Origin of the sequence: Mesobacillus sp. (assembly GCF_049588175.1) — a bacterium.
Taxonomy (GTDB): Bacteria; Bacillota; Bacilli; order Bacillales; family Cytobacillaceae; genus Mesobacillus.
In genome coordinates, this window is the sequence record NZ_JBAVFI010000205.1 from 1 (window position 1) to 12,336 (window position 12,336).

Annotated in this window: 13 protein-coding genes and 1 pseudogene; 4 read left to right on the top strand and 10 right to left on the bottom strand. The window is 41.6% G+C overall.

Annotation, left to right across the window (positions count from 1 at the left end; genetic code table 11):
- The coding region (locus WB217_RS05145) for a cytidine deaminase (protein ID WP_423991285.1) at positions 1-366 on the top strand (366 nt) is incomplete at its 5' end.
- Between the two features lie 153 nt (positions 367-519).
- Positions 520-1,134 (top strand): AmiS/UreI family transporter, encoded by a 615-nt coding sequence (locus WB217_RS05150; protein WP_423991287.1) that lies wholly within the window; start codon positions 520-522, stop codon positions 1,132-1,134.
- Positions 1,135-1,183: 49 nt separating this feature from the next.
- Here the strand turns inward: WB217_RS05150 and WB217_RS05155 are convergent, their stop codons facing one another.
- The 3 genes from WB217_RS05155 to WB217_RS05165 form a co-directional block, all read right to left on the bottom strand.
- Positions 1,184-2,113: a manganese-dependent inorganic pyrophosphatase gene (locus WB217_RS05155; RefSeq protein ID WP_423991289.1), complete on the bottom strand. Its 930-nt coding sequence runs from the start codon at positions 2,111-2,113 to the stop codon at positions 1,184-1,186.
- A 196-nt stretch (positions 2,114-2,309) separates the two neighbouring features.
- Positions 2,310-3,431, bottom strand: a complete 1,122-nt coding sequence (ald, locus tag WB217_RS05160; RefSeq protein WP_423991291.1) for an alanine dehydrogenase — start codon at positions 3,429-3,431, stop codon at positions 2,310-2,312.
- 378 nt (positions 3,432-3,809) lie between these two features.
- Complete coding sequence (locus WB217_RS05165) at positions 3,810-3,965, bottom strand: hypothetical protein (protein ID WP_423991293.1); 156 nt, start codon at positions 3,963-3,965, stop codon at positions 3,810-3,812.
- A 106-nt stretch (positions 3,966-4,071) separates the two neighbouring features.
- On the opposite strand from WB217_RS05165, the gene WB217_RS05170 reads away from it, so the two are divergent.
- Entirely contained in the window at positions 4,072-4,521 is a 450-nt protein-coding gene (locus tag WB217_RS05170) for a universal stress protein (protein ID WP_423991295.1), read from the top strand.
- A 58-nt stretch (positions 4,522-4,579) separates the two neighbouring features.
- Here the strand turns inward: WB217_RS05170 and argH are convergent, their stop codons facing one another.
- Both argH and WB217_RS05180 read right to left on the bottom strand, forming a co-directional pair.
- The gene (gene argH / locus WB217_RS05175; protein ID WP_423991297.1) at positions 4,580-5,950 is read right to left on the bottom strand and encodes an argininosuccinate lyase; all 1,371 of its coding nucleotides are present in this window, start codon (positions 5,948-5,950) and stop codon (positions 4,580-4,582) included.
- A complete protein-coding gene (locus tag WB217_RS05180; RefSeq protein WP_423991299.1) occupies positions 5,947-7,152 on the bottom strand; it encodes an argininosuccinate synthase in 1,206 nt (401 codons plus the stop codon). Before WB217_RS05180 ends, argH begins: the two co-directional genes overlap by 4 nt.
- Positions 7,153-7,366: 214 nt before the next feature.
- Here WB217_RS05180 and WB217_RS05185 point away from each other — a divergent pair, with 214 nt between their 5' ends.
- Positions 7,367-7,684, top strand: a complete 318-nt coding sequence (locus WB217_RS05185; RefSeq protein ID WP_423991301.1) for a hypothetical protein — start codon at positions 7,367-7,369, stop codon at positions 7,682-7,684.
- A gap of 80 nt (positions 7,685-7,764) precedes the next feature.
- On the opposite strand, the gene WB217_RS05190 is transcribed toward WB217_RS05185, so the two are convergent.
- The 5 genes and pseudogenes from WB217_RS05190 to tpx form a co-directional block, all read right to left on the bottom strand.
- Complete coding sequence (locus WB217_RS05190) at positions 7,765-8,277, bottom strand: MogA/MoaB family molybdenum cofactor biosynthesis protein (protein ID WP_423991303.1); 513 nt, start codon at positions 8,275-8,277, stop codon at positions 7,765-7,767.
- Positions 8,278-8,281: 4 nt separating this feature from the next.
- Positions 8,282-9,118: an EcsC family protein gene (locus tag WB217_RS05195; RefSeq protein ID WP_423991305.1), complete on the bottom strand. Its 837-nt coding sequence runs from the start codon at positions 9,116-9,118 to the stop codon at positions 8,282-8,284.
- Between the two features lie 104 nt (positions 9,119-9,222).
- Positions 9,223-10,410: an acetate kinase gene (locus tag WB217_RS05200; protein WP_423991307.1), complete on the bottom strand. Its 1,188-nt coding sequence runs from the start codon at positions 10,408-10,410 to the stop codon at positions 9,223-9,225.
- 255 nt (positions 10,411-10,665) lie between these two features.
- Positions 10,666-11,655, bottom strand: a pseudogene (locus WB217_RS05205) (class I SAM-dependent methyltransferase).
- Positions 11,656-11,818: 163 nt separating this feature from the next.
- Positions 11,819-12,319 carry a thiol peroxidase gene (gene tpx, locus WB217_RS05210; RefSeq protein WP_335376455.1) on the bottom strand — a complete coding sequence of 167 codons (501 nt, stop codon included), beginning with the start codon at positions 12,317-12,319 and terminating at the stop codon, positions 11,819-11,821.
- Between the last annotated feature and the right edge of the window lie 17 nt (positions 12,320-12,336).

Sequence of the window (12,336 nt, forward strand, 5' to 3'; positions counted from 1 at the left end):
AGAAGCAAAGCATACGTTCCATATTCTAAGTTTCAGGTTGGCGCTGCAATCATAACGAACAACGATAAGGTTTATCTTGGCTGCAATATCGAAAATGCCTCTTATGGTCTGACGAACTGTGCAGAGAGAACGGCTATTTTCAAGGCTGTATCAGAAGGCGATACTGAAATCAAGGCGATTGCTGTTGTTGGAGACACTGAAGGTCCTATTTCTCCTTGCGGTGCCTGCCGCCAGGTAATTGCTGAATTCGCTACAGAAGACACAAAGATTTACCTTGCCAACCTTAATGGCGATGTGCAGGAAACGACGATTAGCGAAATCCTGCCTGGTTATTTTTCATCAAAGGATATGGAAAAAATCGATTAAGTAATTAATATCTATGTAAATAAGGGCAATTCCTTGCAGCCTTTCTGGTATAGGAATTGCTCTTTCTTTTTCAAGCTATCCCAAGCTAATCATCACAACTTGCTTTATAAAGGAGGAAAGAGCCGTCAATTAACATTAATTGCGGCATTCATCATGGGAGACGCAGGTTTATTGCTATCAGGTGCAGCACTATTCCTAAACAGCTTAATGCTTCTTGGAAGGGCAAATGCAAAAAGTGTAGCTGTATTTAACTTATTTATCGGGGCTATGCAAGTCATTGTACCTTTCTATTTGATCATGGTATCCGATCAAGGCAACTGGACAATCTATAGCCTAGCCAGCATATTTCTTTTTGGCTTCACTTACCTGTATGTTGGGTTAACACTATTAAAAGATCTTGATGGAAGCGGACTCGGCTGGTATTCCCTTTGGGTAGCAGTCATCGCACTCATATATGCACTAGTAGCCTATGTCCACTTCAATGATATTGTCAGCACCATTACATGGTTGATGTGGGCATACCTTTGGTTCCTTTTCTTTTTATCCATGGGTCTTAACAAAAAAATCGATGCCTATATCGGCAAGGTTGCCTTCGTGCAATCATGGCTTACTTTAACTTTTCCAGCTTTACTTTCAATGACCGGACTATGGAAAAGCGACCAGGTTGCCGAAGCATGGATTTATTTTTCAATAGCTGCAATCGTATACTTTGTTTTTATTACTTTAAAGCTAAAGGTAATAGCTGCAAGAAGAGAAAATTTCGCCTAAATACAAAAACCGTCCTGCCGATTAAAAGGCAGGACGGTTTTTTTAATGTCTATTTTGCAAGTACATCTGTTAATACAGGCACGACTTGCTTTTTGCGTGAGACTACACCTTTAAGCGTCGCAGTATTATTGCTTAACTTAACGTTAAAAGCTTCTTCCACAGCTGCTGCTTCTTTACCAAGCGCAAGAGCTGCAGAGTCGTTTGTAAGAATATCAGTAATAACCAAAACAAACAGGTCAAGGTTCTTCTCTGAAATCTTCTTGTTTAGTGCATCTTCAAGCTCAGTCTGGCGTTCAAGCACTTCGTTTACATCCACAGTGTTTACCTGCGCAATCTCAACCTTGGAATTCCCCATTTTGAATTCTTTCGCGTCAAGTGTGATAAGTTCAGCAATTGTCTTAGTGCTAAGATCAGCGCCTGCCTTAAGCATGTCAAGACCATACTCATCTGCATTGATACCTGCAATCTCTGCTAATTCACGTGCTGCAGCAACGTCTTGCTCCGTGCAGGTAGGCGACTTGAACAATAACGAATCAGAAATGATTGCAGAAAGCATAAGCCCAGCAATATTTTTATCGATTTCTACGTTATTTTCCTTGTACATTTTGTTTAGAATAGTTGCTGTACAGCCAACTGGCTCAACGCGGAAATAAAGGGGGTCACTTGTTTCAAAGTTAGCGACACGATGATGGTCGATTACCTCGACAATCTTTACTTTGTCAATGTCGTCAGCACTTTGCTGGCGTTCATTATGGTCAACGAGGATAACACTGTTAACTTCATCTGATACTTGTCCAATTAGACGGGGCGCTTCAGACTTGAAATAATCCAATGCATATTGAGTTTCTCCGTTAACCTGGCCTAAACGGACAGCTTCTGCATCAACACCAAGCTTCTGCTTTAAGTTAGCATAAGCGATTGCCGAGCAGATTGTATCGGTATCAGGATTTTTATGTCCAAAAACAAGTACTTTTTCCATCATGACACTCCTTAGTTACAATTTATCACGGACATTCTTGCTCATTATTTCCTTGAGCAGGAATCCGTATATCCCATAAATAATATACGCTAAAATGAAATTATTTTAAACAGCTTTATATGAAAATCTCGAAGTGAAATTTATGCTTTCTTATCCTAAAATAAAAGATCCGGATTTCACATCCGGATCCATAACTTTAAATTTGCTCTAGCAATGTTTTTGTTTCAGAGTATACAAGATCATGTGCTTCAGCTACTGCTTTATAAGTAACATAGCCATTAAGTGTGTTGATTCCCTTCAACAATGCTTCATTGTCAAGGCAAGCCTGCTTGTAGCCTTTGTTCGCGATTTGGACTGCGTAAGGCACTGTTACGTTTGTCAGCGCAATTGTAGATGTTCTTGGTACAGCGCCAGGCATATTTGCAACAGCATAGTGGACAACACCATGCTTTTCATAAGTTGGATTGTCGTGGGTAGTAATTCTGTCAGTCGTTTCAAAAATTCCGCCCTGGTCGATCGCGATGTCAACTACCACTGAACCTGGGTTCATGGATTGAATCATTTCTTCTGTTACAAGTCTTGGAGCCTTAGCGCCAGGAATCAATACCGCGCCAATCACTACGTCTGAAGTTTTCACAGATTCAGCGATATTGTATGGATTGGAAATCAGAGTCGTAATATCTGAACCAAAAATGTCATCAAGCTGGCGCAGACGCTCTGGGCTCAAGTCGATCATTGTTACTTCTGCTCCAAGGCCAACAGCCATTTTAGCAGCATTCGTACCCGCTACACCGCCGCCGATGATTGTAACCTTACCTCTTTGTACTCCCGGAACTCCGCCAAGAAGGATTCCTTTTCCACCGTGTACCTTTTCAAGGAATTGCGCACCGATTTGAGTAGCCATACGGCCAGCTACTTCACTCATTGGAGTCAGCAATGGAAGAGAGTTGTTTGGCAGCTGTACTGTTTCATAAGCAATGCCGACAACCTTGTTCTCGATTAGAGCTTTAGTTAGCTCTGGTTCAGGAGCAAGGTGCAAATATGTAAATAGAATTAACCCTTCACGGAAATAACCGTATTCTTCTGGCAAAGGTTCTTTTACCTTCATGACCATATCTTGTGACCATGCTTCTTCTGCACTGGCAACAATGATCGCTCCAGCACCCTTGTAATCTTCATCAGTAAAGCTTGAACCCAGGCCAGCACCTGTTTCAATAAATACTTCATGGCCAAAGTTAACAAGGTTTAGTACTCCGGCAGGCGTCATAGCCACACGGTTTTCATTATTTTTTATCTCTTTAGGTACACCGATACGCATTATTGCATACCTCCTATAAATAATAATTGCCCTTCCATTTCAGGCCCGCCTCTACTATATCAAATTTCATCCTAATAGGCCCTGTTTTTAAATGCTTCGGAATCATGCATCGATTTATAAAACTCTATTAGATAGGAATCATTTCTAGAAAGGACGAGGATGAAAACACTTTCATTTTAGTAGAAAAAAACCCATTTGGCAAAACAATTCGTATTAAATTACCTAAAATATACTATTCTGTATATTTGTAATATTTAGGTTTATATAATTCAAGTAGTGATTTTCGCTTCAAGCGCTAGCATTCCCGCGTCCACCTCGTAAACATCAACATATAAAAACAAGCTGTTTGCTTAATAAGCAAACAGCTTGTTTCTCATTTTATTGCTCTTCTTGGCCGGTTTCCACAACGGAAGTCATTTGCTCCTGCCCGATCACTCCACTGTTATAGGAGTCCATAATTTGCTGGCTAACCTGGGTGACACCCTGGTCATCATAGTCGAAAGCTGGCTGCCCTTCACGCTCTTGTTTTTTCATCCATTTTCCCTCCTGCATTATTATGCTTACATATATAGTTTTCGTTGGATTGTCACAGCTATACTACAGAATCTGTTGTATAATATAGGAAAAGGAGGCGAGAACTATGGCACTATCTTATAAGAACATTTTAGTTGCCGTTGATGGTTCTAAGGAAGCAGCATGGGCTTTTAAAAAAGCCATTGAGATTGCAAAAAGAAATGATGCAAAGCTATTCATGACCCACATTATCGATTTACGCACATTTGCAACTGTAGAGGCATATGACCGTACGATTTCAGAACGGGCGAACCAATTTGCCACTGAGCTCATGGAAAGCTACAAACAACAGGCAATTGAAGCCGGAGTCACAAATGTAAGCTACGAAATCGATTATGGTTCACCAAAGGTCAAGATAGCAAAAGATGTTGCTAAAAAATTTAACGCCGACCTAATAATTTGTGGAGCGACCGGAATGAACGCAGTGGAGCGCTTCTTCATCGGAAGTGTTTCAGAACATATCACCCGTTACGCATCATGTGACGTCCTTGTCGTCCGTACTGACAAAGTTAACTAAGATGGTTTTTTAAATATCAAAAGCACGCAAACTTGAAAGATTGCGTGCTTTTTTCTATTTATATGAGCTCTTTTGCCTTACCGATTTGAGATTTCACCTGAGAAAACCCTGTTCCGCCGGCACTAGTTCTGCGTTCAACCGCATTATAATGATTCAAAGCTTCATATATATCATCCTCAAACAAAGGATTCATTTCTTTATAAGCATCTAAAGAAAGATCTGCAAGGTAACATTGTTGTTGGATGCACTCAAGGACCAGCTTTCCAACAATCTCATGGGCTTCGCGGAAAGGGACTCCTTTAGCTGCAAGGTAGTCAGCTAGTTCGGTCGCATTAGAAAAATCGTTCTTAACGGAGCCTTCCATTGTTTCTTTTTTGACTCTCATAGTCTTAACCATTCCTGAGAAAATTTTCAGAGAACCCTGGATGGTTTTTACGGTATCAAACATGCCTTCCTTATCCTCTTGCATGTCTTTGTTGTACGCTAGCGGCAGTCCTTTTAAAACCGTCAGCAGACCCATAAGGCTTCCATAGACACGGCCTGTTTTTCCGCGGATCAATTCAGCCATGTCTGGATTTTTCTTCTGCGGCATGATGCTGCTGCCTGTTGTAAAAGCATCAGAGAGTTCTATAAATTGAAACTCCTGGCTGGACCATAAGATAATCTCTTCACACAATCTAGAAAGGTGCATCATCAAAATCGAACTTCCAGACAGGAACTCAAGGATAAAATCCCTGTCGCTTACTGCGTCTAGGCTATTCTCATAAATCCCTTCAAAACCAAGCATCTCCGCAGTAAGGTGGCGGTCGATTGGGAAAGTGGTCCCCGCGAGTGCCCCTGCTCCAAGAGGGGATAGATTGATTCTTTTTAGACTGTCAGAAAATCGCTGTTTATCCCTGTCCAGCATCCAGAAATAAGCCATAAGATGGTGGGCAAAAGAGATTGGCTGTGCTCTTTGCAAATGTGTATAGCCAGGCATGATCGTTTCAATATTCTTTTCTGCCTGATCAATAATTGTTATTTGAAACTCATTGATCAGCTCAATGACTTCTTCAACCTGAGCTTTTAGGTATAAATGCATATCCGTCGCAACTTGGTCATTCCTGCTTCTGGCAGTGTGCAGTTTGCCGCCGATTGGGCCAATCAATTCTGTTAAATGATGCTCAATATTTAAATGGATATCCTCAAGCTTCGTTGAATATTCAAGGTCACTGTTACTTGCTTTTTCCTTGAGCTTTTTCAATCCTTCAATTATTTCTTCGGCTTCCTCAGCTGATATGATCCCACATTGGGCCAGCATGGAAGCATGGGCAATGCTTCCTTCGATGTCCTGCTGTGCTAATTCCTGGTCGAAGCCGATTGAGGCACCGAACTCGTCAACCCAATCCTCTGCCGTTCCGGTGAATCTGCCTCCCCATAATTTCTTCACACTGTCACCTTCTTGCCCTGGACGATGCTGTGTACGACTGTCGGAAGACCCCACAGGTTAATGAATCCAACAGCAGCGCTGTGATCGAATTCATCGTCTGCAGTATAAGTTGCCAATTTCTCATTGTATAGGGAATAAGGTGACTTTCTTCCTTCCACAATCGCATGGCCTTTGAATAGTTTAACGCGGACAGTACCTGTCACATGCTTTTGAGTAGATTTCAAGAAAGCAGCCAATGCTTCTTGGAGTGGAGAAAACCATAATCCTTCATAAATCAGTTCAGTCATCTTTTTCTCAATGACTGGCTTGAAATGTGCTACTTCTTTTACAAGTGTGATATCTTCCAATTCCTTATGGGCTTTAATTAACGTCATTGCCGCCGGAGCTTCATATACTTCACGGGATTTAATGCCGACAAGACGGTTCTCTACATGGTCAATCCTTCCGACGCCATGCTTTCCTGCGATGGCATTTAGCTCGAGGATTAATTCAGAAAGCGGATAAGCTTTTCCATTGATTGCAGTAGGAATACCTTCAAGGAATTCTATTTCAATGATATCAGGTGTATCTGGAGTGAACTCAAGTCCAGTTGTGAGTTCATACGCCTCTTCTGGCGGGGCCTGCCAAGGATCTTCCAGGATACCGCACTCATTGCTTCTTCCCCAAAGGTTTTGGTCGATTGAGAATGGGCTGTCTAGATTGATCGGGATTGGAATTCCATTGTTCGCTGCATAAGCAATTTCTTCCTCACGAGACCATTTCCATTCACGTACAGGAGCAATTACCTTCAGGTCTGGGTTAAGTGCCTTGATTGATACCTCGAATCGTACCTGGTCGTTCCCTTTTCCTGTACATCCGTGTGCTACCGCAACGGCACCTTCAAGCTCAGCGATTTCTACTAGTTTCTTAGAAATCAGTGGACGTGAAAGAGCAGAAACTAACGGATATTTCCCTTCGTATAAAGCATGAGCCTGCAAGGCAAAAAGTGCATAATCGTTTGCAAATTCATCCTTTACATCCAGTACATACGATTGGACGGCTCCAATTTTCAAAGCTTTTTCCTTGATGAACTGAAGATCCTTTCCCTCGCCTACGTCCATGCAGCAAGCTACCACTGCATACCCTTGTTCCTTAAGCCATTTAATTGCTACAGATGTATCAAGACCGCCTGAATAGGCTAGTATCACTTTGTTTTCAGTCATTTTTTTATGCTCCTTTATTAACGAATATTTATTCATTACTATAAATTTTTATTCATGTTTAATAAATTAACAGGTTTTTAGGAACTTTTCAAGGAAAAAAAATTATTTTCTTTAATTATCTTCGTATGGGAACATTCTCAGGCAATTGTGGAAGTGAAAATAGAAGTATAGTAGAATTAATTTATTGATTATCGGATTGGGGGCTCCATTAGATATGGAACAACATTTTCTTTTCAACAGCCGACTGGGCATTCCCCTGCCTGCTTTTAAAGAAGACTGGGATGAATATAGCCTTGATACACAGCATGCAATCCTTCTCCATTGGGAAAAGATACGCGGAAGCATCCCTGACAGAATAGCAGAGCTTGAGCAAACCATTAACCTGAAGCAAGCTCAGCTTTCAGATGAGAGCAATTTTATCCGGTCATGCGAATTAAACAGCGAAATAGCAGAGTTAGCGTCCATAATTAATGACCTGTGGCTTTGGTACAGAACTCACCAGGATATTACTTCTGATAAAATGCATCAATGATGTATTAGCATAACATTCGGTGTTTATGTTTATTGAATATCATTAAAAAGAGCTTGGAATGGCTTCCAAGCTCTTTTTGCCTATAAATCCTTTGTCAATTCCCTTACGACATGTCCGATCTCAGGAATAATCAGTTTTTCCATTGCCAGGCGGACAGCACCAGTTGACCCTGGTGTCGAGAAGACAGCTCGGTCATTCACTACACCGGCTGCTGCCCGTGATAATAAAGCAGCTGATCCGATATCCTCCTGGTAGCTAAGCATGCGGAAAATCTCACCAAAACCAGGGATTTCTTTATCGAATAGACTTTGGACCGTTTCGATTGTTACATCCCGTTTTGCAATCCCCGTTCCTCCATTTGTCAGCACAACGTCAATGTCCGGATTTCTGCATCCCTTAAGTACTTCTGATTTAATTGGCTCTGCCTCATCTTTAACGATTACGTACTCAACAATTTTATGACCAGCGTTTTCAAGTAATTCCATCATAAGTTTGCCGCTTTTGTCTGTTTCTTCCGTTCTTGTATCGCTGACAGTTATAACCATGCAGCGGACCTGGCTTGGTGCAGCCTGCTTATGCTCCTGTGTACTCATAATGCTACAGTGCCCCTTTTTCTTTGAAATACCTCATCTGATAATATTTATGTGCGAATTCGGTGACTCTACGGGTCAATTGATAGTTTGCACCTGCTCCAATTGCCATGCTGATTACTGGCATACCTTGCAAATGTCTTTTGCGGAATATCATAATGGCCATTCCCTTGAAGATTTGCTTGATTGGCTGTTCGAGCCATGTAACGTCTGTCAGGTCATCATTTCCCTGGTAAAAATAATAATCTTCGGCCTGCGCCAAATCATTCTTTAATTCTGTCCAGCCTGAAATTTGCATCCTGGAAGGCATTGTAGCAGTATGGAAAACCTTCAGGGCGACCATCATCTCAAAAGGTGTATTCACTTCAAAACCATATGTCATTGCAATCAGCTGTACAACTCTTAGATTGATGATCGCCATGGCTGGCATATCGGCTCCAAGTACAAGTTTGCCGCCGCTTCCTGACATGCCTCCCTGCACCAAGGAATAGATTCTATGGCGTGCAATTTGCTGTCCTGCAATAAACTCCAGCTGCTCGATCGGCAGCCCCCTTAAATCTTGAACTGTCTCAAGGTCAGGCTGAAATACACGGCCTGCAGCGAGAATTCTTTCTTTTGCATCCATCTGAAGCTGCGATCCCTGGATAAGGGAATGAAGATGAAACAACCCGCTGTCAAAGAGGGAGAAAAACTGTTCTTGTACCTCCTCAGGCAGCAGTGAAAAGGATCGTTCTAAATACCTGTCATAGGCAAGTTCAAAATCATTCGGCTCATATCCATATAATTTGCCTTCCCATTGGCTTAATTCTTCCAATACCTTTTGTTCCCGATCAGTTAAAGGCATTAAAAAACCTCCAGCATGTGCATTTTCTTCCAGTATAGCACAAAAGAAAACCTCTATAAAAATACAATAAGGGCAGAAGCATGGCGCTTCTGCCCTAAGAATGATTATTTAGCTAAACGCACAACATCGCGCGCGATCATTACTTCCTCGTCAGTCGGGATGACCATTACTTTTACAGGTGAATGTGGATAGCTGATGAATGCTTCTTCTCCACGTACTAAATTCAAAGCAGGATCCCAATAAATACCCATGAACTCAAGCCCCTGAAGGACGCGTGCACGGATAGCAGAACTGTTTTCGCCGATGCCAGCAGTAAAGATAATTGCGTCGACTCCACACATACGAGCCGCATATGAACCGATATATTTGTGGATTCTGTCAGCGAATACCTTCAATGCAAGCTCTGCACGGTCATTTCCTTTTTCAGCCTCGTCTTCGATATCGCGAAGGTCGCTTGAGAAGCCGGAAACTCCGAGCATTCCACTTTCTTTATTTAGGACATCTAAAACTTCGTCAGCATTTTTATTCGTTTTTTCCATGATGTACGGGATCAAAGCAGGGTCAATATTCCCTGAACGTGTTCCCATTGTCACACCAGCAAGAGGTGTGAAGCCCATTGATGTATCGATTGATTTACCGCCTTCGATTGCGGCAATACTAGCACCGTTTCCAAGGTGGCAGGAAATTAGGCGCAAGTGCTCAACCGGTCGTCCAAGCATTTCAGCCGCACGTTGTGATACATATTTATGAGATGTACCATGGAAGCCATATTTACGGATTCCGTACTTTTTATAGTACTCATATGGAAGACTGTACAGGAATGAGTTTTCTGGCATTGTCTGGTGGAACGCTGTATCAAAGACTGCAATTGCTGGCACATTAGGAAGAACTCCCTGGAATGCACGAATTCCAGTAATGTTCGCAGGATTGTGCAATGGTGCAAGCTCTGAAAGCACTTCGATTTTATTCAAAACTTCTTCAGTGATCACGACTGAATCATTGAATTCTTCTCCGCCGTGAACAACACGATGGCCAACGCCTTCGATTTCGTCTAGGGACTGGATGATTCCAAGCGTAGTAAGCTTATCGAGAAGGATTTTTACCGCAACCTCATGATTAGGGATATCAGTAACTTCCTTGATCTTTTCGCCATTAACAGAGATTGTAAAAATAGAATCCTTAATTCCGATTCTTTCTACAATACCTTTAGTAATAACTTCTTCGCTCGGCATTTCAAATAATTGAAACTTAAGTGATGAGCTGCCGGCATTGATTGCAATGATTTTAGCCATTTTTTCCGCTCCTTTTATATAACAACCTGTTTAAATATACGTTAAAATAGTACACCCTTATTGTGTGCTACAGGCTGCAAATATATCTCTCAATGTTCCATTTAAACACTGTCCATTTCACATTTCAAGCAAAGCTTTCTCAAATATTAAATGAGTTTTTATTCAGACACTTCAAATGATTGTAAAAAGTTTCACATAGTAATTCATTACCCTTATTCACAATAAAAAGAACCGGGAATGATCCGGTTCTTTAAGTTAATTTGCATTTAGCTTATTTTCTTTAAACCAAAGGTCGATTTTATTTAGCATCCGATTAACCGCTGCTCCATCTGACAGCTTTGGCAGCTCAGCAAGAAGAGCTTGTTTCGGCGCTTTAACTTCAGTGCCATTTTTCTGCAGAATCAAGATGCTTTTTGCAGCCTGTTTATTTTTGAACAATGATGCTGGCAGCTGCAAAATACCCTGGACAATCAAATGCTTTTTAATGAACTCATGCAATAAAGGAGCCTGCTCACTTTCAAATAATCCATTCGGAATCATAAAGAACAAATAACCGCCATCCTTTACATGCTTCGTGCTTTGTTCAATGAACATATGGTGGGAATATGTATGTCCTTCAATTGCTTTCACTTCATATTCTTCTGCCCTAAGGTCATTAGGATAGTAGCCGACAGGAAGATCGCAAATTACGGCATCTGCCGGATCTACAAACAGCGGCTCAAGGCTGTCCTGGTTAAACAGTTCGACAGAATGCTTCTGTAAATTGGCATTGACGAAAGCTAATCTGATTAACAGATCATCGATTTCCACTCCGATAGAGTCAATCGTTTTATCTGTTTGCTGGTTAAGAACTGTGGCAAGCAAATTGCCTGTACCAATGGCAGGGTCGAGCAGCCTGAAGGCTTTCTTATCAATGAATTTACTTACTAAATATCCTATGAACATCCCGACTGAATCTGGTGTCATCTGATGGTTAGGCTGAACGTGCTCCTTCATGCCTTTCAAGATTGCCAGCTGGAAGCCTTTCCGGATATCTTACCTGGAAAAATCATCAAGCTTTATCTCTTTATATGTTTTTTCAAGCCTTTTCTTCATCACTTCATTTAACTCGTCTTGAAGGACATTCCCCTGAAACATATTCTCTCCAGTTTCAGCCAGCGCCTCCAAATATGTACATGCAAGTTCTTCTTTTAAGATATCCGCCGTTGTATTAAAAGCGGTAAATAGTTTTTCTACCGGAGTCATACTCACTTTTCTTCCTCCCGATTAAAATAGGTATCTACTATTGTAGCCATGTTTTTGATTGCTTACAAGCTGGATGCACTAATCGTTTGCGCGTTCTCATAGCCTTTTGGTAATCTCCTACATAAAACAAGCCGCAGAATCCTGCGGCTTGTCGTGAATGGTTTTATCTAGCTTGCTTTGCAGCTTCAACCGCTGCTTCATAATCAGGATGATCAGTCACTTCACTAACATATTGTACATATGTTACTTTGTCATTAGAATCAACAACAAATACTGCGCGAGCCAGCAGGCGAAGTTCTTTAATTGCGACTCCGTAAGCCTCACCAAATGAAAGCTCACGGTGGTCAGAAACCGTTTGGACATTTTCAATTCCGGCAGCTCCACACCAGCGCTTCTGTGCAAATGGCAGGTCAACGCTCACTGTCAATACCTTAACATTATCAAGTTTTACAGCTTCCTCGTTAAAACGGCGAGTCTCTGCATCACAAACGCCAGTGTCGAGTGAAGGTACTGCGCTGATCAGTCTAACTTGCCCTTTAGTATCCTGAAGTGTCACTTCAGACATATCATTTGCAAGAACCTTAAAATCAGGTGCCTGGTCTCCAACTTTCACTTCATTTCCTAACAATGTAACTGGGTTCCCCTTAAATGTAACAGATGCCATACCTGCTCATCCTCCTT

Coding starts and splice junctions, on each gene's coding strand:
- WB217_RS05150 (WP_423991287.1), top strand. CDS start 520: ATGGGAGACGCAGGTTTATTGCTATCAGGTGCAGCACTATTCCTAAAC.
- WB217_RS05155 (WP_423991289.1), bottom strand. CDS start 2,113: ATGGAAAAAGTACTTGTTTTTGGACATAAAAATCCTGATACCGATACA.
- ald (WP_423991291.1), bottom strand. CDS start 3,431: ATGCGTATCGGTGTACCTAAAGAGATAAAAAATAATGAAAACCGTGTG.
- WB217_RS05165 (WP_423991293.1), bottom strand. CDS start 3,965: ATGAAAAAACAAGAGCGTGAAGGGCAGCCAGCTTTCGACTATGATGAC.
- WB217_RS05170 (WP_423991295.1), top strand. CDS start 4,072: ATGGCACTATCTTATAAGAACATTTTAGTTGCCGTTGATGGTTCTAAG.
- WB217_RS05180 (WP_423991299.1), bottom strand. CDS start 7,152: ATGACTGAAAACAAAGTGATACTAGCCTATTCAGGCGGTCTTGATACA.
- WB217_RS05185 (WP_423991301.1), top strand. CDS start 7,367: ATGGAACAACATTTTCTTTTCAACAGCCGACTGGGCATTCCCCTGCCT.
- WB217_RS05190 (WP_423991303.1), bottom strand. CDS start 8,277: ATGAGTACACAGGAGCATAAGCAGGCTGCACCAAGCCAGGTCCGCTGC.
- WB217_RS05195 (WP_423991305.1), bottom strand. CDS start 9,118: ATGCCTTTAACTGATCGGGAACAAAAGGTATTGGAAGAATTAAGCCAA.
- WB217_RS05200 (WP_423991307.1), bottom strand. CDS start 10,410: ATGGCTAAAATCATTGCAATCAATGCCGGCAGCTCATCACTTAAGTTT.
- tpx (WP_335376455.1), bottom strand. CDS start 12,319: ATGGCATCTGTTACATTTAAGGGGAACCCAGTTACATTGTTAGGAAAT.